The organism is Nostoc sp. UHCC 0302, assembly GCF_038096175.1.
In the GTDB taxonomy this organism is placed as follows: domain Bacteria; phylum Cyanobacteriota; class Cyanobacteriia; order Cyanobacteriales; family Nostocaceae; genus UHCC-0302.
The window spans coordinates 5,286,144-5,307,500 of record NZ_CP151099.1 but is presented as its reverse complement, the minus strand read 5'-3'; the positions used below and the strand labels follow the sequence as shown (position 1 = coordinate 5,307,500).

Here is a 21,357-nt window from a genome sequence, read left to right as displayed (position 1 = left end):
CCTAAAAAGTCGCTAAACCATTGTGCCTGAGTAAAGGACCTGTACTTGGTTCACGACCTCGGAACGCTTTAAATATTTCCATTGGATGCTTGCTCCCACCGAATGCCAGTACAGTATTTCGATAACGCTGACCTATAGTCTTTATCGCTTCTTCATCTTCTAACCCAGCTTCTTCAAAAGCTGCAAAAGCATCAGCACTCAGTACTTCAGCCCATTTGTAACTGTAATAACCTGCTGCATAACCACCTTCAAAAATATGGCCAAAAGCACACAAAAATGAATCTTCTGGCAAAGGTGGTAAAACGGTAGTTGTCTTCGCAATCCGATGACGTACATCCGTGGGCTTTTCATTGCTACCTGGGTGATAGCGGTGATGCAGTTCCAAATCAACACTGCTAAAGTGAATCTGCCGCAACATAGCACTACCACTCATGTAATTACGTGCTGCTAGCAGTTTCTGATAATAATGCTCAGGTAAGGCTTCACCAGTTACGTAATGCTTAGCCATGCCAAACAAAGTGGGTCGCTCATAACACCAGTTTTCCATAAACTGGCTGGGCAGTTCTACTGCATCCCACTCTACATTATTAATGCCTGCGGCTCCAGGATAGTCAACCTTGGTGAGCATATGGTGCAATCCATGACCAAACTCGTGAAACAAAGTCTCTACTTCATAAAAAGTCATTAAGCTAGGCTTGCCATCTACTGGAGGAGTTTGGTTACATACCAAATAAGTCACAGGTAAGCGAATAGCAGTTACACCATTTTCAGTGATTTTGGCACGATTGATGCATTGATCCATCCAAGCACCACCACGTTTTTCGGCTGGACGGCTATAAGGGTCTAAGTAGAAATAAGCTATGGGAGAACCATTCTCATCAGCTATTTGGAAATAACGGACATCCTCATGCCAGACTGGGGCTTGACCATCGGCAGGGCTGACCGTAACGCCAAACAGCCGCTTGACAAGCCCAAATAAGCCATCTAGCACTTGGGTAAGCGAGAAGTAGGGACGTAGTTCTTCAGCGGTAAAGTCAAATTTTTCTTCTCTTTGGCGTTCTGCCCAAAAATTAATATCCCAGTGCTTTAAATCCTGAGCTTCTGCTGCTCCCTTTGCGGCTGCAAAAGCTTTGAGTTCTTCTAAATCTTTAATTGCAGCATCATAACTGGTGTGACGTAGTTCTTCTAACAAAGCTTCAACTGCCTCAACGTTGGGAGCCATTTTACTAGCAAGGCTCAACTGGGCAAAACTTTTAAAGCCAAGTAAATTTGCGAGTTCTTGCCGCAGCTCCAAAATACGTTCAATTAAGGGGTTGTTATTTAGCTCGCCTGTAGAAGCGCGGGTGATATAAGCTTTATAGAGCTTTTCGCGCAGGTCGCGACGAGTGCTGTGCTGCATGAAAGGGCCGTAACTGGGTAAGTCTAAAGTAATGCGCCAGGGGCCATTTTCTGCTGTCGCGTTTTCTGCACCAGCAGCACGAGCAGCTTGTGACGCTAGACTGAGCAAGCTCAAGGGTAAGCCGTCGATTTCCGCTTTTGTTGTCAAGGTAAGGCTAAAAGCTTTAGTAGCATCCAATATATGGTTAGAGAACTTGGTGGAAAGTTCTGCCAACTCCATCTGGATGGCGTTGAAACGGTCTCTCTCTTCTCCTTTTAAGCCAACCCCCGAAAGTTCGGCATCTCGGATAGCGGCTTCTACAATGCGTTGCTGGGCTGATTCTAAAGTTGCCCAAGTATCGCTCGTGCGGAGTGCCTTAAAAGCATTGTAAATGGGTTGGCTTTGACCAAGTTTGTTGATAAATTGTACGACCTGTGGTTGTACGGTTTCATGAGCTTCCCGTAGTTCAGGGCTATTCTTTACACCCATGAGATGATTCACCACTCCCCAACTCCAGGAAAGCCTTTCCGTCAGCCTTTCTAGTGGCTCTACTAAACCTTTCCATGTGGGCTGTACATTAGCCTCTAAACTAGCCAGCTGCTGGTCAAGTTCTGCCAGCAGTTGATTGAAAGCTGGTACTATTTGCCCTGGTTTAATCTTGGCGAAGGGAGGCAAACCCGACCCTTGAAGTAGAGGATTCTCTGAAATAATGGCACTTGCACTCATAGTTTTGGTCAGCTGCGGATAAATAGGGACGAACAATGATTTTTATTGATATATCTTCTATCTTCTAATGTAGCGATCGCCGCGCAATCTTGCTGAATTACTCTGTAGGTAAATTAAATAACTAATACAAAATATTCACTCCTGCAACCCCGCCAATACTGCTCGGTTAAGTAACTTGCTGTTAGCACAATCCCAATCACCACACCGGTGAGTAGGTCAGCAGCTACAATCCCGATTAAGGTAGCAGAGAATATGATTAAGGAAAACGTCCATACTTCTTTAACTGGCGAATGTGTTCTACTTCAATCAGCTTATAGCCAGTGAAAACTAGAATTGCTGCCAAGCTAGATGTGGGAATCATTTTTATTTAATAAGAATGGTGTAGCAATCACTAAAATCAGCAACTATAGACCGTGTAGCATTCCGGAAAATCTAGTTTTTGCTCCTGCTTCCACGTTGACGGAAGTACGGACAATGACTCCTGTCATCGGCACAGCGCCTAGTAAGCCACAAACCATGTTGCCAAATCCTTGAGCTGCCAATTCCCGGTCAAAATCAGTTCTTGTTCCAGTATGCAATCGGTCAACGGCTACTCCAGAAAGCAAACTTTCGGCACTGGCAATAAAGGCGATCGCGATCACATCTAGAATTACTGGTGCTTTAATTAGGCGTGGTAACGTAGTCATCAGCTCCACTTCCCAAGCCATACACCTTATCTTTCACCCCGTCACGCGCACTGAGGATAATAATCGGTAACTGTTCACCCTGACCGCACAATTCTTCCAACACCGTCCAGCCATCTTTACCAGGGAGACCAATATCAAGGATTAGTAAGTCAAAATTACCGCTACAAGCCATGTCAATAGCTTCCTCACCATCATTAGCTACAGCCGTAGTGAAGCCATTAGCTTTCAAACCCTTTTCTAGAAAGCTTGCAATCCTAGGTTCATCCTCTGCGATCAGAATCCGGTTCATGAGCAATACCTCCTGTGGTGGTTCTAACGGTAAAAGTAGATCCAGCGAGTAAGCGACTAGAGAGTTCAACCGTACCAGCATGATATTCAGCGATCGCGTTTACCACAATTATTGCAAATGCTGATGCATTACAGGCTTAAATATGAGCAAGTATACACAAATACCTAATAGTAAGTTGCAAGTTTGGGGCATAGTTAGACAACCACAGGCATATTATTGATCAACAAAAAAGCCATAGATATCCGACCTATTTTAAAAGTCAGGCATCTTATTTCTAATAGGCGATCACGCTATAATTTATAGCGTATTTTAATTTAATTTTTTGTTTACTCTGATTGTGCTATCACAAGAGATTTATTAGTCTATTTAGTGTAGGAGATAAAGTTAATTAAATTGATTTAAATATCCGTTTTAAAACTACTTTAAAAAAATAAATACATTATTAATCTTAAGTTTGTTATTAAAATTATTTATTTTAAACTTAACATTAATTACAATAGTTATTCTGTTAATTTTTTAAAGTTACAGACATTTCTCTATACTGCGAGTATAATTTGTCATTTATGGCTGAAAATTTACACTCGTTGAATAGAAGATGCTGAAAATATTGCAAAGCCTTTTTGGAGATGGCTTTTTTATTCCACACGGACATTGTTATCTTTGGCAGACAGGTTTAGTTGGGTTACATATTATATCAGATTTTTTAATTGCCCTAGCCTATTTTTCTATTCCCATCGCCCTTGTTTACTTCGTCCGCAAGCGTGAAGATTTACCTTTTAAATCCATACTTTTATTATTTGGAGCTTTCATTATCTCCTGTGGTACAACGCACCTAATGGAAATATGGACGCTTTGGCATCCTACTTATTGGCTATCCGGTTTCATCAAAGCTTTTACTGCTTTCGTATCAGTTTATACAGCTATCACTTTAGTGCCGATAATTCCCCAGGCACTAGCTTTGCCAAGTCCAGCACAACTGGAGGCAGCTAACAGCCAACTAAAACTCACTCTGAAAGAACTCGCAAATACTCAAACTCAACTAATTCACACGGAAAAAATGTCTTCTTTGGGACAATTAGTTGCAGGTCTTGCTCATGAAATTAACAACCCTATTAGTTTCATTTATGGTAATGCTATTATCGCTGATGAATATATTGCTGACTTACTTAAGTTGATTTCACTTTATCAGGAGCGCTACCCACAAGAAGTAACAGAAATTAAAGATTTCAGCTATAAAATTGATCTCGATTTTATTAAAGAAGACTTACCAAATATATTAGCTTCTATGATGATAGGAGCTAAACGCATCAGTAATTTTGTATTATCATTACGCAACTTTTCGCGGCTAGATGAATCAGAAATAAAGCAAGTCGATATTCACGAAGGTCTTGATAATACACTATTAATTTTACAAAGTCGCTTGAAAGGAGAAGGAAGCCATCCAGATATTCAAGTAATTAAAGAATACACCGATTTACCTAAAATTGATTGTTATCCAGGACAAATCAACCAAGTATTCATGCATATCTTTACTAATGCTATTGATACTTTAAAAGAGTCAATGATCGGTTGTAACTTATCAGTCAGTAAGGCAAGAGTGATTGCAAATCAAGAAGTATCAAATAATGTTCCCCAAATTCGCATTTGCACTGAATTTTTAGACAGCAATCAAGTATTAATTAGAATTGCTGATAATGGTTGCGGAATGACAGAAGAAGTGAAGCAAAAAATTTTTGATCCCTTCTTTACGACTAAACCTGTTGGTTCAGGTACAGGTTTAGGAATGTCGATTAGCTATCAAATTGTAGATAAACACGGTGGTAAGTTGAATTGTATCTCAGAATTGTTTCAAGGTACAGAGTTTGTAATTCAACTTCCAGTTAAAATAAACTAGAAAAGTTATTGACGATGCAAATTGTCTTCTGATCTCAAGCGTATTGACTTGTAAGTACTTGCTTTTAATAGTAACCAGAGTTAGAGCCGAAGAAACTATCCATTGTGAGAAAATTTTCACTTGATCTGCAAATAGGCACGGCTTCAAGGAGTAACAACAATGGAAACACGGTTATTAGGAAAGTCCGGTCTCAAGGTTTCAGTTCTCAGTTTCGGTACAATGACCTTTGGTGGTAGTGACTTTTTCCAAGAAATTGGAGCGACTCAGGTAGACGAGGCACGGCATCTGATTGATATTTGCCTTGATGCAGGTGTCAACATCTTCGACACCGCCGATGTTTACTCAAATGGACTTTCTGAGGAAATTCTTGGTAAAGCTCTCGGAAAGCGTCGCTCTGATGTGATTATTGCAACTAAGGCTTATGGTCGTATGGGAAAAGGAGCAAATGATACTGGTCTATCACGTTATCATCTGATTCGAGCCTGTGAGGACAGCCTAAGACGATTAGGCACAGATTACATCGACCTCTACCAAGTTCATGGTTTCGATGCTCTGACTCCACTGGAAGAAACGCTTCGCGCTTTAGATGATCTTGTCCGTAGTGGCAAAGTTCGCTACATTGGCTGCTCTAATTATTCAGCTTGGCATTTAATGAAGGCGCTGTCTGTATCAGAGCGTTTGAACTTGGAGCGCTATGTGTCACAACAGGTTTATTACTCGCTTGTGGCGCGAGAGTTGGAATTTGAACTAATTCCTCTAAGTTTAGATCAAGGTGTAGGGATCTTGGTGTGGAGTCCGCTTGCTTTTGGTTTCCTCTCAGGTAAGTATCGTCGTGGTCAGTCGGAACCGGAGGGGACGCGACGAGCAAAAATCGGCGATATTGGCACGGTCAGTGATCTTGAGAAAGGATACGATATTGTGGAAGTTCTGCACGAAGTGGCTAATAATCGTGGTGTCAGCGTTGCTCAAGTAGCACTCAACTGGTTGTTGCGTAAGTCTGGTATTACATCCGTTATTATCGGAGCGCGGAATGAACAACAACTTCGAGACAACCTCGGTGCTGCTCAGTGGGAGCTAACACCAGAGGAAGTAAACCGACTGAATGAGGTCAGCGCGATCGCACCAATTTATCCCTACTGGCATCAGCGCAAGTTTGGTGCTGAGCGCATTCCCCAATAAAAAGATCCGAATAAGCTGCGATCGCCTTTCGCAATGCGCTTGGTGCGATCGCTCTCTAGCTGCTCGTCCTAAAAGCTGATTGAGGAACCTTATAACTAGATGAGAGCTAGACAGTAGAGAATTTGTGTTTTCAATTTTTGATTACTTCACACATTTTTTAAGTATTTAAACCTAAAAATTTTCTCGAAAATTGTTAAATAAATATTAAGTAAGTTTGTCTTTCTATCTTAGGGTGAAGTTCATAGTTTATAACTTGGTCAAATATAGAGGTGCAAGCGACAAACATCAAAAGGAGGTATAAAGTGAACAATTTACGTCTTTTTCCTGTAGTCTCAAAGTCGATGATTCACGATAGTCAAAAAAACCAGCTTACAGATTTACTAGAATGGTGCAGAATTGTTTATGGTTGTTTAGATGCTGGACAAGTTGATGATGCAAAAATTTTCTTAGAACAAGCAATTACTGAAGCTGAAAAACCAAGAAAAGATTAATATAACTAATTGCAAATATCTAAAATATCTATATGTCCTTAAATTGGCGTACTGGGTATTTTCTCTGGCAAAAGAGCAAATACAACTTCAAAACCCGCTCCCTATAAGTAGGGGAACGGGTTTTAAAATATATGCTATCTAGCGATTTTTATTAAAAATAATATTAAGTGAATATGACCTTGTATTCTACTATCCATAGAAATATAATAAACAAGTCTTGAGAAATATGACGTTTAGTCATTTGTCAAATCTTACCTTAGAGGGATAAATCTTCTATAGTACCTGCCTCACGCTAGAGATAGCGCACTAAGAAAGGGAACAGGGGACAGGGAATAAGGGAAACTAATCCGCCCACAAGGGACGGGGTTTCTACCTGCCTTGAGAAATAGAGATTTTTCACTCACAAGGGGCGTTAGTGCAGCAGGACGAAGCCCAGTACGCCTTAAAACCTTGTTTCGGAGCTGGTTTTTTATCTTCTATCCCCTGTTCCCTACTCGCTGTTACCGCCCCGAAGGAGTTTGTTAAGTTTCATTTGTCAATTAAACAGTGGTCATCCGGTGAAGATAGGAAAACTCGCTTGCCAATCCGGTACTACGAGAATCAGATCAATTTACAAAGCTTACAGAGTGAGGTGTGTATGCGCTACATCTTCCTCAATCAACTACTCTCCATAATTGTGCAAGCTGACTTTTACTGATTTTTTTCACTCTCTTCACTGAATCCACAGCGTCAGACCATAAGGAGATTTATTATGGCTAAACTGAATCCAGTGCAGCTACAGAAAAATTTGAACCAAGTTAACTACCCGCTTAGCAAAAAAGACTTGGTTAAGTATGCTGAAGAAAAAGGTATTGACGAGAAAGTACTACGATTTTTGAAGAAGTTGCCTTCAAAACAATATGAAACCCTAGCTGATGTGGTCAAATTAGTTGATGAAATCTTCATCACTAAGGTCAGTCCAGTACAACTACAGAAAAACTTGATTGCAGTTAACTATCCACTCAGCAAAAAAGACTTGGTTAAATATGCTGAAGAAAAAGGTGTTGATGAGAAAGTCCTACGAGCCTTGAAATTGTTGCCTTGTCAACAGTATGAAACATTAGCCGATGTAGACAATGCAATCAATCAAGGTGGGGAAGGGGAAAGAAAACTAAATTAACTAACCAAACATCAGCGATCGCTTTTAGTTATTATGGGGAAGAGTAAGGAAAACAACTATCCCAACACAAGCGATCGCTTTTACTACTCATCAAAAGGGTATTGAACTCACACCTGAAGATTCCAATTACACAAAATCCCTATTAGGGATTAAAACTTTAAGACTCCTCTTAGCTTTCCCCTTCAATATAAAATTTGTGTTTATATACTATTTAGAGTATTGTAAAATAATATAGAATTTAATTGCATATACAAAATAATATATTATATTAAAACAAACTTTTTTATTAAAATAGTAAATTTTAGAGAGGAGAATAAAGTGAATTCTTACTTAGCATTATTGGCTTCAATTATTATTGGAATTGGAGGACAACTTTGCCTTAAAGCAGGAGCTGTACAAAGTTCTGGAAGTAAACTAAATTTATTTTTACAACCCTATATTTTTGTAGGGCTACTGTCTTATTTTGTAGCCGCGTTATTTTATATATACTGTCTTAAAAAGATACCAATTTCTGTTGCTTACCCAACTGTTGCAATTAGCTATGTTGTTGTCTCTTTCTTAGCTCACTTACTCTGGGGAGAAGCTTTTGGCGCTAAGCAAATTTTTGCTCTATTGTTAATTGGTCTTGGTATATTCACATTAAATTATAATTAATCAGAGAGTGCTTTTATTGTAGATGCAACCTCTACTAATTTTGAAAATTTGTTGTTGATAGCCTATAATTTATCTGACTTTTCACAGTATTTGGGAAAGTCTTATCTAAACCTCTTTCTTTTTAGGAAAGAGGTTTAGAATTTTATCTTTTAAGCTTTATTTATAAGTTGCTCTCTCTCTTTGTTTTTGTACGCTTTACCTAAATTGTTAGCTTTCTCAACGAATAATAGATTTTTTGATAGCAGCTTCAGTGTTTGAGCAACAGTTTTAACTACTTTCATTTTGCTAGCACTTGGCTTTTGGTCGTATCTCAAAACCATTGGAACTTCAATAACTTTCGGTTTGAATACCTTTGCTTTAAGCAGTAAATCTACCATACAGGCAAACCCCTTCTCTGTGAATAAATTGTTACGATAGTACTCAAAAAGATTAATAAGCAAAGAACGATTATAGATTCTGTAACCGGAAGTATAGTCTTTGACACCGGATATAGGGACTGCAATTCTAAATAGCCAACTAGCGCCATAACTCATTAGCAGTCTCAAAGCCGATAAGCCAACAACTTTAGAACCTTTCTGATATCTAGATGCGATCGCAATATCATAGCCACCAGCCACCGTAGTCTCATACATCTTCATTAGTAGTTCTGGCGGTTGAGTATTATCACAGTCCATAGTGGCTAAGAAATCACCTTCTTGAGAAACTTCTAAGAAGGTTATGAAACCTGTTTTGATTGCTTGACCTAAACCAGCATTTTTTGAATGTTGTACTAATTTTAACGATAAACCAAGCAATTGCGATTGTTCCAAAGCAGCTTGAGCAGTTGTATCAGTACTACCATCATCGACAAGAATCAGTTGTATATCTATGTTAGAGACATTTTGTAAGAAGTGAAACCTTTGGAACAAAGGCGGAATTGATTCTTGTTCATTATAAGCAGGTAAGAGGATAAAAAGAGTCATAAGTACCTCGTTTAAAGTTTAAGATGCAATTCAACTTTCACTAATTCAGGAATGCAGATTTTTGCAAAAATTCTTCGACGTGTCGCACAACAGCATTATTATTAACACTGTCATTGATAAATTGTGAGGTATTGAGTACAAAAAAATCATCGTTTTCAGTATTCACCTTGGGAACCAAAGTTGAATAGTTTAATACTTGTAATGGTTGCACTTTAGTAGCTCGATTAATATGTGCTGCAACGATGTCATCTGCTTTAAGTTCTGGAAACATTAGACGTATTCCCTGGAAAAATAGCTGACGCAATTCATCATCAGGCTGTTTTAAAAGTGGGTCACTTGAGAGAATATATTTCGGTAGAAATGTAACGTGATATCCTGCTGTTTCTTCCAATCCAACTAAGTTGCTCATACCAATAATCCCTGTAAAAGGAATATTTTTGTCGGCAATATTCACAACATAATAAGGAACTAATGCTTTACGAGTAATCAGAACCATACAGATTACTCCTAGATATTCTACTGAGTTGCGATCGCTTGAAATGTTTACCAGCTCATTAGCAGTAACTTCTTGCAAAATATTGACTGGAGCAGTAAAAATAACTTTATCAAAATGTTCTTTTTTACCTTGAAATTCAACCCAAATTCCACCTGTTGGATGAGGAGCAATGTGTTTTACTGCTACACCTGTGTGAATCTGACTTCCATTAGAACAAATTAGTTTTTCTAAATGGTCAAAAAGAGTTTTATAACCACCAACAACATAACCAAGTTGCTCTTTTTTTAAAGAAGAATCCCTAGCTGAAAAGAGTCGTTTGATATAAGCCCAAATGAACACTGCTGAAATACGCTTATAATTATCTCCTAATTTGGCTAACAGTAATGGTTTCCATAACTTCTCATAAGTGCCTTTCCCACTAATTTTCAATAACCAATCTTCTACTAGAATCTTTTCGAGGCTCCGCCAGTTGTTAATACGTGAACCATATAATAAAGTTATAGCCAACCTTATCTTGTCTATAAAATTCAGTGGTGGAAACCTCAGAAATTCAATAGCATTACTAATAGAATAAAACTTTTTTTGTTCGTAGAATCCTGTTAAAGTTCCGCGCCAACGCAGCTTATTTCCTAGCCCAACATCTCTAATAAAATTTATTAAATGAGTATCAGATGGGAGGATGACGTGATAAAAACGATCCCAAACAAATGACCCATAATCATGGTAAGTTGTCAGCCCACCTAATTGCTTGTTGTTCTCAAAAACAGTGACTACATGACCATACTCTGAAAGACGTTGAGCTAGTACTAGCCCTGTCATACCTCCGCCAATAATACCAATATTCATATATCTAAGATATTTGCGTTTTAGTTTTTAAAACTCATATGAAGAAGTTCTCAATGTTATTAATTATAATGAGATATTCAAGCCAAAAAAATATCCTTCTCAGTACTTATTTTTTATTAGATATCGCTAGGTTCAAGATTTATATTAGTTGTACTTTAATGGCGTACTTAAGTAAGTGTTACCAAAATATTATCTGTCTACAATTTGATAATATTAGACAATAGTATGCATATATTTTTTGTATCAATGCTTATGTTTTAACTCTTTGCATTGTGATCTACAGCATATTTGTAGTTGATGAACTAAAGTACATAAACTATGTCTCAAAGCCTATTTAATTTTTGTATTTTGAACAGCAGTTTCTCCACTTGAGGAGTCCCCAATACCACACTGTTTCCTCCTGAATTCTATTGTATTTAAACAGCTTGACGAACCCTAGTTAGCAGTTGAGCGTGTTGTCCAAGAGGCAAAACTGTAAATTGATTGGATAGAAGCTTTAATGCTTTACGCAATACTAAAAGCTTCTTATAAGTAGGAAGCTTCATACCAGGGAAGAATGATAGTTCTGGTACATCTTCTTGACTTAAAAAGTCTGTAGGATGTAGTAGTAAAGAAGGCTGAGTGCCTGTAACTTTACACAGCCAAAGAGCGATTCGGAAATAAAGCAACGCCAAATCGGGAGAAAATGTACTCAGATACATTAGGTAGCTGAAGTGAATTGGCACTTTGAAAATCGGCATAGTGGTAACAGGAATCTCAATCAGATCATTGCTATCCATACACCATTGGTATGGCTTGAGGCTTTGTAAGCCGTCTTTGAAACTACCAAACAAGGCCTTGCGTTTCGTGCGTTCTTCCTCGCTTAACTTACAGGTCGTCATGTAGTATGCCCGTGCCAATGGGCCTAAAAATGTGGGAAAAGTAGAAGCATCATATTGATATTGCCGACGTGCTAAAACTCGCAATACTGTAGAAGATAAACTGTAACCAGGACTTCGGAAACCGATGGGGCGTTGGCCAGTCACTTGCTGGATATGCTTTTCAGCCAGTGCTAACTCTTGTTCAATCTCACTCTCTGAATACTGTTTTAACCAGATGTTATGGTAAAAGGAGTGATTGCCAATTTCGTGACCATCGGCTGCGATCGCTTGTAATGCCTGATGATTCTTTTTAATAGCCGCATCCTGACCTACAACAAAAACTGTAATTGTCAAATCCAGTTGCTTGAAAACATCTAGGAAACGGGGTACAACGATATCCAGATAAGAGGGTAAAGTCTGCCAACCCTGCTCGCCATTATCTTTTAGATAACACCAGAGATTATCTAAGTCTAAAGAAAGACTAGCTACTGATTTATTTGATGTTGGCTTGGTTTTAAGCGTTTGCTTGGAGATTTGACTATGCAGATGTACAACGTTTTTCATCGGAATTAGGTACAAGTTCCTAGTAGTTTTTTCAAGATTTGAAGGGGTATTAAGGATTTCATTTATAATGAAAAATTTCTATTCAGTCTTGAATAGATAAAAATAATTTTAAAAAATGGCCCCAATCAAGAGTCTACTGAAAAGCACACATCCATTCACCAAAGAAGTACGTTGAAAAAGTCAGAACTTAGCTGCACAGACGCTTGGCTCATTACCCAATAAAGGTATGATGTGGCATTTTGGGTGCAACCAAATAAATTTTGATGCTTGGAGTTAAAGTACTTTTACACTAACTAAAGTTGTGACGATGCAAAATTTTTTTCTAACTCTCCAAGTTTTACTTAGTTCAGCTGCAAAATGTTGCATTTTTTATTAGAGCTTGTTATAAAAGCCACTTTTAACAATACATATATTTAACTAACTAAGGCAATACTTTACATTAATTTCACGTTCTTTTACTAAATCTTTTTGATACAGTTATCACATCCTAGTAACAAAATCTATGATTTTTTTTTAGAAATGTGTAAGATTTCCTTAAAGCTTTTAATTTTATCAGTCTCTTTCTTTGCCACCTTTGCAATCAAGAAGAGAGATAACTTTAGATGAGCATCATCATATAACTTTTTTTATCAAGGTAGCAAGTTGCTTGATAACAACCTAAAAATAATAAACTGTTACTTAGTACTAAAGAGTCTCAACTTAGTTATTATTACTAAAAGTGTGTGCTTTATTATCCTTAAATGTATTCCATAAACAGTCAAACAAGTATTTCAGCTTGCAGTAATCTTGAAGATACAGACTTCTTGCTCACTACAGTAGATAGTCTGCTCTAAATTTGTTTAAACTTGGGCCGAAAGTTTTTGAGAACATTGAAGTGTAAGCTGACCGAAAAACGATTTACAGCGGATTCCAAGAAAAGTTAAGTACATCAGTTAGGTCTAAAAACTAGGCATAAAGCCTGTTTTACTCCTGAATTATGAGTGGAGCCAAAAACGCTGTGCCTTCAAAAAAGTCTGAACTTTGTAACAGAAGCTTCCTTAGATGAGAACTTCGGATTCTGAACGGCAATTGCTATGTCCTTCAGAGAGGCTAGGCGAACTTTAAGAGGACTCACCGTGCTGGCTCACCAACACACTCCCTACGCCTGAATTCTGGCGTATATGTCCTTTGGGCAAGGCAGAAGCAGGATAAATTTTTCAGAATATTATCTGGATTCAAATAAGGAAAATTTAAATTGAGTAACCACTCATTCTGGTTCTACTGGTTTGCTTTCTTCAGTGTTATTCTTGCCCGCTACTTTTTGATAGCTGGAGGAGCGTACTTGCTTTTCTACTTAGTTCTGGGGCAGTCTGTTGCTAAACAGAGTTTACGTCTGAAGCCGCCAATGGGTGGAACAATCCGAAAAGATATTGAATTATCGATTCTTTCGGCAGTAGTCTTTGCTGCTTTTACAGCGCTGTTCATCTCAGAGCATGGTTTGGGAGCAAGCCTCTTATACACTGACTTACACAAATACGGACTCTGGTACTTAGTAGCTAGCTTTGTTGCTGTACTTATTCTTCAAGATACTTACTTTTACTTTATCCACCGGATGTTTCACCATCCTCTGATTTTCAGATGGATGCATTCTGGACACCACCGTTCAGGAGAGCCGACACCTTGGAGTTCCTTCGCATTCGACTTGCCAGAGGCGATTATACAAGCACTTTTCTTTGTGGCTGTAATCTTTATCATTCCACTCCATTTCATTACCTTGTTAGTCATACTTATGACCATGACAGTATGGGCAGTGGTAACTCATCTAGGATTTGAACTATTACCTGCGTCATCTACTCGCCAGTGGCTAGGAAAATGGTTCATAGGTGCTATGCATCATTCAATACATCATCGTAAGTATATGGTGCATTACGGTTTGTACTTCACGTTTTGGGACAAGTTACTTGGTACTCAACACCCTAATTATGAAAATGAGTTCCATGTAAGCGAGTTCTAATTTCTCAACATCTTCGAGATTGTCACTTTAAGAGTAAAGGAAAGTTTTTGTTATCACCCGTCTTAGGGTAGATTTACATTTTCACCTGCTCGGATACCGACTCTTATCCACCATAATCAAAATGTAGAGTAGAACTTGGTCAAAAGAGCAAAGACTTGGTAACAAGGAGTGTAGTTTTTATGAAAAAACGCAAACTTGGACGTTCAGGACTAGAAGTATCACCTGTATCTTTTGGCGGTAACGTCTTAGGGTGGACAATTGATGAAGATACTGCATTTGAGATTTTAGATAACTTTATAACGGCAGGAGGTAATTTTATTGACACTGCTGATGTCTATTCCAAGTGGGCTCCGGGAAATCAGGGTGGAGAGTCTGAGACAATCTTAGGGAAATGGCTCAAGCAGCGTGGTAAACGTGACCAAATTGTGATAGCAACTAAGGTTGGTAGTGACATGGGTGCTAAAGGCAAAGGGCTTTCCCGGAAACACATCCAAGAAGCTATTGAGGACTCATTGCATAGGTTACAAACTGATTATATTGATCTATATCAATCACATATCGATGATCAAAACACTCCCATTGAAGAAACTCTCGAAACCTATGGGGAATTAATTGCTCAGGGAAAAGTGCGTGCAATTGGTGCTTCAAACTATAGTGCATCCCGTTTGTCACAGGCATTGCAAATCAGTAAGCAGCATGGATATCCTCGCTATGAAAGTCTTCAGCCCCTCTACAACTTGTATGATAGAGCTGACTATGAGCAGGAACTGGAACAACTGAGCCAAGAAAATGAAATTGGTGTTATTAGCTATTCTTCTCTCGCTAGTGGTTTCCTCTCAGGAAAATATCGCTCAGAAAAAGATTTATCTAATAGTTCCCGTGCTGGTTCTATAAAGAAATATTTGAATAGTCGTGGTTTGCGAATTCTAGAGGCAATTGATGAGGTGGCAAAAAATTATAATACTACTGCTACCTCAATCTCTTTGGCATGGCTCTTGGCGCGTCCTAGCATTACTGCTCCTATTGTCAGTGCAACAAAAGTTGAGCAGCTAAACCAAATTATCAAAGCAGTAGATATTAAACTTGACCCAACCTCTATCAATTTGCTGAATGAAGCGAGCGCTTGGGATACATAAATTAACTCATTTCCAATGTTATTGTCTGTGAAATTAGCTCGTCATGCCCTGAAGCAGGAAAATATCAATTAAGGTACTGGGGACTGGAAAAAACTATTAGCTAATTACTAATCTTAATCCCCAATCCCTTTTAGGAAAAAGTTAATCGCAACTATGTTAAAAATTCAAAATTTAAATAAGTCTTATAAACTCAGAAATGTTCTAAAAAATTTGAATCTACATATTGAATCTGGAGAAATTTATGGCTTGCTCGGCGCAAATGGAGCCGGAAAGACAACGATAATTAATATTGTTTGTAATTTACTTAAAGCTGATAGTGGTGATATTACAATTAATAATCAGCCTGTTTCTCAGGTGACTAAAAAAATAATTGGTATTGCACCTCAAGAAAATTTATTGTATAAGACTTTATCTTGTGAGGAGAATCTTAAATTTTTTGCTGATATTTATGGATTAGACCGAAAAACACGCCAGAAACAGATAAAAGAAACTTTGGCGGCTGTAAACCTATTAGACAGAGCCAAAAGTCCGGTAGAAACTCTCAGTGGTGGGATGCAGCGACGGTTGAATATTGCAGTAGCTTTAGTACATCAGCCGAAATTAGTTATTCTTGATGAACCAACTACTGGGTTAGATATTGAGGCGCGATACGAAATTTGGGAGTTGATTCGGCAACTGAAAAATCAGGGAATTACGATTTTATTCACGACACATTTATTAGATGAAGTCGAGCGTCTTTGTCAGAGAATCGGGATTTTGAAAAATGGTCAGATTTTGGCTGAAGGAAGTTTAGCCGAGTTACGCACTTTGATTCCAGCAGCAGAAATTTTGGTAGTGCAGACTCCACAGGAAGAACAAGCGATCGCCTGCGCCCAAAAGTATGGTTTCACACCGCGACGTTATGGTAATGAGTTGGCTTTTTGGTTACCAGAACCTTTGGAATTAAAGGAAATTATTTCCCGGTTTGAAGGAATAACAATTGATGCGATCGCACGTCAGCCTGTGCGCTTAGAGCATATTTATTTGGAGGTAACGCAAGCGACAAATTAAGTAATTTTACTTTGTGTCTTTGCGGTTACAAAATAAATTTTATTCATCACGAAAACACAAAAACACGAAGCCAGAGTTAAGAGTCAAAAACTAATAACTCTTAACTCCCGTATAGACGCGATTAATGAGCCAGCGCATTGCGGTGAATCAGTGCTGCGGGAGGGTTTCCCTCCGCAGGCGACTGTGAACCCGTTAGCGAGTCTTCGAGCGTCAGGGGGGTTTCCACGCCACTTGCTTCTCCTGTCGGAGACGCTGTGCGTAGCTTGCTTCCCCGTAGGGGTACAAGTCGGGGAACCCCTCCGGGTGACGCTCTCTGCGAGACGCTGCGCGAACGCAAGCTCGCTCTAAGCGTTCGCGTTAGCGTCTCGTAGAGAAGCCATGCCGAAGGCTTTACGCTACGCTAACGGCAGTCCACGACGCTCCTCCGTCGCTACCGCTGATGCTAACGGCGGCAAAGCCCTTACGGGTGACGCTCGTGCCTCGCTCTAAGCGTTCGCGTTAGCGTCTCGTAGAGAAGCTATGCCGAAGGCTTTACGCTGCGCTAACAGCAGTCCCTCTACTTGGGGAGACCCCAAGATCGGGCTGTTTCACCGCACGTGTGGCTGCACTCACCGTCCAACGCAGTGGCTCCCCGTTGTAGCGACTGGCGTCGCGTCTGTATTTCTAACTCCTAACTTTCTGATGTTTCCTGAGAGAACTTCTTATGGATAGTTTTAGCGTCTTCTCCATTAGCAGCTACTGTTATGGGATAGTCAATTAAGCCATCTGAAAAGGGAATACGTAAGTGGAAAGTACCATCTGGTTTAATTTTGATGCTATGGCTACCAATTGTGACGTTTGTGTTTGGTTGCGTTGCTCCGTGGATAATCAATTCAGCATCTGCGACAAACCAGAAATCTCCGTTGGGACGACTGAAGACACGAACAATAGCTGAACGAGCTATGGATAACCAGCGATTGTCATCTGTGACATAGCCAATTTCAGTAATATAGTCGCGATCGCTCACAGGAATCGCCACAAAGCGATCATTTGTTACGTCCTCGCATTCATACTGCTGTATCAGCATGGGACTCTGATAACTCAAGTCAATCTCAGTCACATCATAAAGCCGGATTACCAATTGCGAACCACCTTGTTGCCGCAGCGCTTCCTTCTTGCTGTCGGAGACGTACCAAGAGACATAAGCCCATTTGGGAGTGCGGGGTATGAGAACAATACTGCTCTCCTTGTCTGCATTTACCAAGTCAACACCTGTTTCGCTCAATAACGATGCATTTTCTACTGTCGTATCAGTATCTGCATTTACCAAGCCAAAGAGTGATTCGCTCAAGAACGATGTATCTTCCACCGCGGTGTCTGTATCTTTGGTTACTAGATCCCCAGCTGTTTCACCCAATAAAGAGCCATTTTCTACCGTGGTATCTGTATCTGCGGTTACTAAATCAGCAGATGTTTCACTTAATAAAGATGCATTTTCCGTCGTGGTGTAATCGACAGGACTAAAGATACGAACAATTGCTGAACGGGCTATGAATAACCAGTGATCGTCATCTGTGAGATAGCCAATTTCAGTCATGTAATCGCGATCGCTCACGGGAATTATCACGTAGCCATCGTGTCTTGTCTCCTCGCATTCATACTGTTGCAGAAGTTGCGGAGCCTGATAACTTAGATCAATTCCAGTTACATCATAAAGCCGCAATATCAAATGTGAGCCGCCTTGTTGGCGCAGTGCTTGCTTGGTAGTATCAGAAATCTCCCAAGACACATCAGCCGAGGTAGAACTACTGGGTGTGAGAACAATACTGTTCTCCTCATCTGCATCTACCAAGGCAATGGCTGTTTCGCCCAATAACGATGCATTTTCCACCGTGGTGTCTGTATTGACAGGGCTGAACACACGAACAATTGTTGAACGAGCTATCAACAACCAGCGATTGTCATCTGTAACATAGCCAATTTCTGCGATGTAATCGCGATCGCTCACGGGAATTGCCACAGAGCGTTCCTGTGTTCCCCCCTCCCATTCATACTGCTGCACAAGTTGGGGACTCTGGTAACTCAAGTCAATTCCAGTTACATCATAGAGCCGGACTACCAATTGCGAGCCTCCTTGTTGCTGGAGTGTTTGCTTGGTGGTGTCAGAAATCTGCCAAGAGATGTTAGCCGACGTAGAACTGCTGGCTATGAGGACAATACTGCTCTCATCAATATCTTGTAATGTTGCAGTCTCTTCTACTACTGGTAGATTGTCAACTGGAGTTTGAGTTTTTGCTGGAATATCTAATTCAGAAGTTTCTTCAACGCCATAAGGGGTAGCCGCCCACCCGACAATCCCTGCACCTGCTGCTAAAGTAGCAGCGCTTGCCAAGTCTGCTGAGTTGGGTTCAGTAATATCTGCTGTTGGGGCAGACTCTGCTTGAGATACTTCCTCGGGCAAATCGGCTGTAGGTTCAGCTGTGTCTGCTACCAGATTGAATGACTCCTCTGACAGATTAGCAGGCGAGGCTGTAACTTCTGTGGCAGACAGATCGCTAGAATCGAGTGATGCTAATTCAGTATAAATACTGTTTTCTTGTGTTTCCTCAGTTGTTTCTCTTTCGGAGTCTTTGCCGTAAATGTTAAATAGAATACTTGTTTCTGTATCGTCTGTTGAGGCTGCATCTTCTGTAGGCGTGGTATTCTCTAGCCAATTTGATTCTGCCTGAAGTTCTTCCTCTGTAGGTTCTTCAGTATCATCTAAATCCCAAATATCAGATGTCAAATCTGATATTTCTGGTAATTCTGGAAGCAAGAATGCCATCCCTGTATTAGTTGCAGTTCCTGACACATTTGGTGATTCACCAATTGAGTCTGTAACTTCAGGTGAAGGCAATTCCACATTAGCTGCCTCTTCTGGAATACTAGGAAGTTGGGGATATGGAGTATTAACGACAGCCGCAGGTGCTTCTATATCCCATGCAACATCGCCAGATTCAGAAGCAACTCTATCCACAGCAGGAGTGTTTGTTGTCTGATTAGTTGGTTTGGTTTGTCTCCCATTTTCGGAAATCCCAGACTTGAGAGCTACCCCTGCTCCAGTTAAAGCAGCCGCTCCTGTCAAGACAGATGATCCATTAGTTCCAACCGGGGTTGTACCTTCAAGGTTAGAAGCGCCGTTAGTTGCCTTTTGTGTCAGATTTGATGTTGCCTGAGTGTAATTCTCTCTTCCATTAGATGGTGTTTGAGCAATTGTGTTGGTTCCTTCAGAAGCTCGCGCACTACCAGAGGCGATCGCTTCTTTAACGGGGGGAGAAACAATAGTGGTAGACGTTGCCGTTACTTTAGTTTCTGAGCTAGGCGGATTAGGTGTTGATTCGGGTAAATCGTCTGTTTTTTCAGTTGGCAATGGGCGTCTTCCAAGGAACCACCACAGTAATAATGCGCCTACGCCAGTAATAAATAAAGGTAGCAACAACCAAAATGGTGTTTCTCTATCCACAATTGGCTTGACTACAACTGGTTTGACTGTCGCCGGAGCCACAAACGGTTCTTGGCTAGCAAGAGCAGTTGCATTAGGTGCAGGTGTAGTTTCTGCACTGGGGGAAGTTGTCGCTGCTGGCGTAGGCTGAGTAGCTGTTGGCGTTAGGCTGGCAGCGATCGCTTCTGCTTGGGAAGTTCTAGCTTGTTCTATAGCCTTTTGCCCTGGTGGTGCGATCGTAAAGCCAAGAAAGCTGGCGACGCCGGGGCTAGGATTCTTTTTGTAAACGTAAACTAAAGGTTGTGAGAAGGGATATTTAGGATCATCTGGCAAGGTTTGATGTAATTTGAGAACTCGCACACCTTGTAACTTTGACACCTGATTAGCTAATACATAGCTGATGCCGTCCTTGCCCAGTTGTTTGACGATTTCTGCGGTATTATCCTCAGCGACTTGAGTAGCATTCGAGCCTGTAGCAAATTTAGCCGCCTTGAAAGCAGGATAATCACGAAAGTTTTCACGGGTATCGCTCGTTGTTGGGCGATCAATTAACCGAATTTTACCCGCAGTACCTCCCACTTGCGACCAATCTGTAACTGTGCCTCGGAAAATCCGGGCAAATTGCCGACTGGTCAAGCTCTGCTTGAAAGGATTTTCCGTACTAACGATGATTGCAACCTTCTCACGGCGGAGGCGGACTTGTTCTAGACCTTGTGCTTTTTCTTTTGGCGTCAAGCCACGACCAATGGCTGCTATATCGATTTTGCCTTCTGACAGAGCTTTCAGTGCCGCATCAGTACCGTTAGCCGCAATTTCTACCTTTGTGCCTGAAAACTGTTTTTCAAAATTATCTTTCAAGCCTTGGTTAATTACAGCCAAGCTACTTGAACCATCAATCCGCACTGTCGTTCCATTTTCCACTGTTTGTGGCAGTGAAAAAGCGGGAGTTTCTGGTGTAGATTGTGCCAGCATAGGAGCCGATACCAATACAGTTGCTGCCATAGGGGTTGTAGCTAAGGCGAGCCATAATGCCAGACTAACTATCGAACTATCTTTTTTTTCTTGTTGTCTCATATGCCCCTTATTACCCCTTATTAAAGTAAAAATAGAAACCCGGTCAGTCCTAAATCGTTATCTTTTTATGAATTATGGAGGAGACGGGCTAATTATACATCTGAGTTATCTTTACTACTAATTTCTCAATCTACTTAATATAAATTTATACTTCCACTAAGCTTGTATAGCATGATAATTGATACTTTAATTCCTAGAGTCTATCTACTGAAAATTCTTCTAGAATTTATAGCGCAACTTATACCACATTGGTAGCTCATCGCCGCAATTATGAATTATTGAATTACTAAAACTGGTAAAGTGTAACAAATTAAATATTATTTAACAATTGGAAATAGGGCATTGGGGATTGGGGAACTCGGGGCCCCCTCTGGGGATAAGGGGTAATGGGGAATGAGGACTAGTAAATAATTATTCTTATCTCCCTCATCTCCCCCACTCCCTGCACAGACGCGTAGAC

General features: G+C 40.2%; 16 protein-coding genes and 1 pseudogene. 8 read left to right on the top strand and 9 right to left on the bottom strand.

Translation table 11 applies throughout. The features are described from left to right. Position 1: 1 nt before the first annotated feature. From WKK05_RS23030 to WKK05_RS23015, 4 genes and pseudogenes are all read right to left on the bottom strand, one after another. The gene (locus WKK05_RS23030) at positions 2-2,104 is read right to left on the bottom strand and encodes a M3 family metallopeptidase (protein ID WP_341525394.1); all 2,103 of its coding nucleotides are present in this window, start codon (positions 2,102-2,104) and stop codon (positions 2-4) included. A 404-nt stretch (positions 2,105-2,508) separates the two neighbouring features. Then, on the bottom strand, positions 2,509-2,790 hold the full coding sequence (locus WKK05_RS23025; protein ID WP_341525393.1) for a SulP family inorganic anion transporter: 282 nt from the start codon (positions 2,788-2,790) through the stop codon (positions 2,509-2,511). Continuing rightward, positions 2,771-3,079, bottom strand: a pseudogene (locus WKK05_RS23020) (response regulator); the annotation flags it as partial. The pseudogene WKK05_RS23020 and the gene WKK05_RS23025, both read right to left, overlap by 20 nt. Then, positions 3,051-3,185 (bottom strand): hypothetical protein, encoded by a 135-nt coding sequence (locus WKK05_RS23015; RefSeq protein WP_341525392.1) that lies wholly within the window; start codon positions 3,183-3,185, stop codon positions 3,051-3,053. The gene WKK05_RS23015 and the pseudogene WKK05_RS23020, both read right to left, overlap by 29 nt. Before the next feature lie 489 nt (positions 3,186-3,674). Between WKK05_RS23015 and WKK05_RS23010 the strand changes: the two genes are divergently transcribed. The 5 genes from WKK05_RS23010 (at position 3,675) to WKK05_RS22990 (ending at position 8,456) form a co-directional block, all read left to right on the top strand. Then, positions 3,675-4,973: an ATP-binding protein gene (locus tag WKK05_RS23010; RefSeq protein ID WP_341525391.1), complete on the top strand. Its 1,299-nt coding sequence runs from the start codon at positions 3,675-3,677 to the stop codon at positions 4,971-4,973. 159 nt (positions 4,974-5,132) lie between these two features. After that, positions 5,133-6,152 carry an aldo/keto reductase gene (locus WKK05_RS23005; RefSeq protein ID WP_341525390.1) on the top strand — a complete coding sequence of 340 codons (1,020 nt, stop codon included), beginning with the start codon at positions 5,133-5,135 and terminating at the stop codon, positions 6,150-6,152. A gap of 302 nt (positions 6,153-6,454) precedes the next feature. Continuing rightward, positions 6,455-6,643: a hypothetical protein gene (locus tag WKK05_RS23000; RefSeq protein WP_341525389.1), complete on the top strand. Its 189-nt coding sequence runs from the start codon at positions 6,455-6,457 to the stop codon at positions 6,641-6,643. A 751-nt stretch (positions 6,644-7,394) separates the two neighbouring features. Continuing rightward, complete coding sequence (locus tag WKK05_RS22995; protein WP_341525388.1) at positions 7,395-7,802, top strand: DUF2795 domain-containing protein; 408 nt, start codon at positions 7,395-7,397, stop codon at positions 7,800-7,802. A 318-nt stretch (positions 7,803-8,120) separates the two neighbouring features. Further along, on the top strand, positions 8,121-8,456 hold the full coding sequence (locus tag WKK05_RS22990) for an EamA family transporter (RefSeq protein ID WP_341525387.1): 336 nt from the start codon (positions 8,121-8,123) through the stop codon (positions 8,454-8,456). Positions 8,457-8,605: 149 nt separating this feature from the next. On the opposite strand, the gene WKK05_RS22985 is transcribed toward WKK05_RS22990, so the two are convergent. From WKK05_RS22985 to WKK05_RS22975, 3 genes are all read right to left on the bottom strand, one after another. Then, positions 8,606-9,418 carry a glycosyltransferase family 2 protein gene (locus tag WKK05_RS22985; RefSeq protein WP_341525386.1) on the bottom strand — a complete coding sequence of 271 codons (813 nt, stop codon included), beginning with the start codon at positions 9,416-9,418 and terminating at the stop codon, positions 8,606-8,608. A 40-nt stretch (positions 9,419-9,458) separates the two neighbouring features. Then, positions 9,459-10,760: an NAD(P)/FAD-dependent oxidoreductase gene (locus WKK05_RS22980; RefSeq protein ID WP_341525385.1), complete on the bottom strand. Its 1,302-nt coding sequence runs from the start codon at positions 10,758-10,760 to the stop codon at positions 9,459-9,461. A 416-nt stretch (positions 10,761-11,176) separates the two neighbouring features. Continuing rightward, entirely contained in the window at positions 11,177-12,184 is a 1,008-nt protein-coding gene (locus tag WKK05_RS22975; protein ID WP_341525384.1) for a polysaccharide deacetylase family protein, read from the bottom strand. Between the two features lie 1,234 nt (positions 12,185-13,418). On the opposite strand from WKK05_RS22975, the gene WKK05_RS22970 reads away from it, so the two are divergent. From WKK05_RS22970 to WKK05_RS22960, 3 genes are all read left to right on the top strand, one after another. After that, on the top strand, positions 13,419-14,177 hold the full coding sequence (locus WKK05_RS22970; RefSeq protein WP_341525383.1) for a sterol desaturase family protein: 759 nt from the start codon (positions 13,419-13,421) through the stop codon (positions 14,175-14,177). Between the two features lie 179 nt (positions 14,178-14,356). Next, a complete protein-coding gene (locus tag WKK05_RS22965) occupies positions 14,357-15,313 on the top strand; it encodes an aldo/keto reductase (RefSeq protein ID WP_341525382.1) in 957 nt (318 codons plus the stop codon). Positions 15,314-15,466: 153 nt separating this feature from the next. Beyond that, on the top strand, positions 15,467-16,363 hold the full coding sequence (locus tag WKK05_RS22960) for an ABC transporter ATP-binding protein (protein WP_341525381.1): 897 nt from the start codon (positions 15,467-15,469) through the stop codon (positions 16,361-16,363). Positions 16,364-16,484: 121 nt separating this feature from the next. Here WKK05_RS22960 and WKK05_RS22955 read toward each other — a convergent pair whose 3' ends face one another. Together WKK05_RS22955 and WKK05_RS22950 are read right to left on the bottom strand one after the other, a co-directional pair. Next, positions 16,485-16,700, bottom strand: a complete 216-nt coding sequence (locus WKK05_RS22955) for a hypothetical protein (protein WP_341525380.1) — start codon at positions 16,698-16,700, stop codon at positions 16,485-16,487. A 333-nt stretch (positions 16,701-17,033) separates the two neighbouring features. Next, a complete protein-coding gene (locus WKK05_RS22950) occupies positions 17,034-20,897 on the bottom strand; it encodes a DUF4912 domain-containing protein (RefSeq protein ID WP_341525379.1) in 3,864 nt (1,287 codons plus the stop codon). Between the last annotated feature and the right edge of the window lie 460 nt (positions 20,898-21,357).

What these genes read in the sequence shown, in the direction of transcription:
- WKK05_RS23030 (WP_341525394.1), bottom strand. Translation starts at nt 2,104, where the DNA reads ATGAGTGCAAGTGCCATTATTTCAGAGAATCCTCTACTTCAAGGGTCG.
- WKK05_RS23025 (WP_341525393.1), bottom strand. Translation starts at nt 2,790, where the DNA reads ATGACTACGTTACCACGCCTAATTAAAGCACCAGTAATTCTAGATGTG.
- WKK05_RS23010 (WP_341525391.1), top strand. Translation starts at nt 3,675, where the DNA reads ATGCTGAAAATATTGCAAAGCCTTTTTGGAGATGGCTTTTTTATTCCA.
- WKK05_RS23005 (WP_341525390.1), top strand. Translation starts at nt 5,133, where the DNA reads ATGGAAACACGGTTATTAGGAAAGTCCGGTCTCAAGGTTTCAGTTCTC.
- WKK05_RS22995 (WP_341525388.1), top strand. Translation starts at nt 7,395, where the DNA reads ATGGCTAAACTGAATCCAGTGCAGCTACAGAAAAATTTGAACCAAGTT.
- WKK05_RS22985 (WP_341525386.1), bottom strand. Translation starts at nt 9,418, where the DNA reads ATGACTCTTTTTATCCTCTTACCTGCTTATAATGAACAAGAATCAATT.
- WKK05_RS22980 (WP_341525385.1), bottom strand. Translation starts at nt 10,760, where the DNA reads ATGAATATTGGTATTATTGGCGGAGGTATGACAGGGCTAGTACTAGCT.
- WKK05_RS22975 (WP_341525384.1), bottom strand. Translation starts at nt 12,184, where the DNA reads ATGAAAAACGTTGTACATCTGCATAGTCAAATCTCCAAGCAAACGCTT.
- WKK05_RS22965 (WP_341525382.1), top strand. Translation starts at nt 14,357, where the DNA reads ATGAAAAAACGCAAACTTGGACGTTCAGGACTAGAAGTATCACCTGTA.
- WKK05_RS22960 (WP_341525381.1), top strand. Translation starts at nt 15,467, where the DNA reads ATGTTAAAAATTCAAAATTTAAATAAGTCTTATAAACTCAGAAATGTT.
- WKK05_RS22950 (WP_341525379.1), bottom strand. Translation starts at nt 20,897, where the DNA reads ATGAGACAACAAGAAAAAAAAGATAGTTCGATAGTTAGTCTGGCATTA.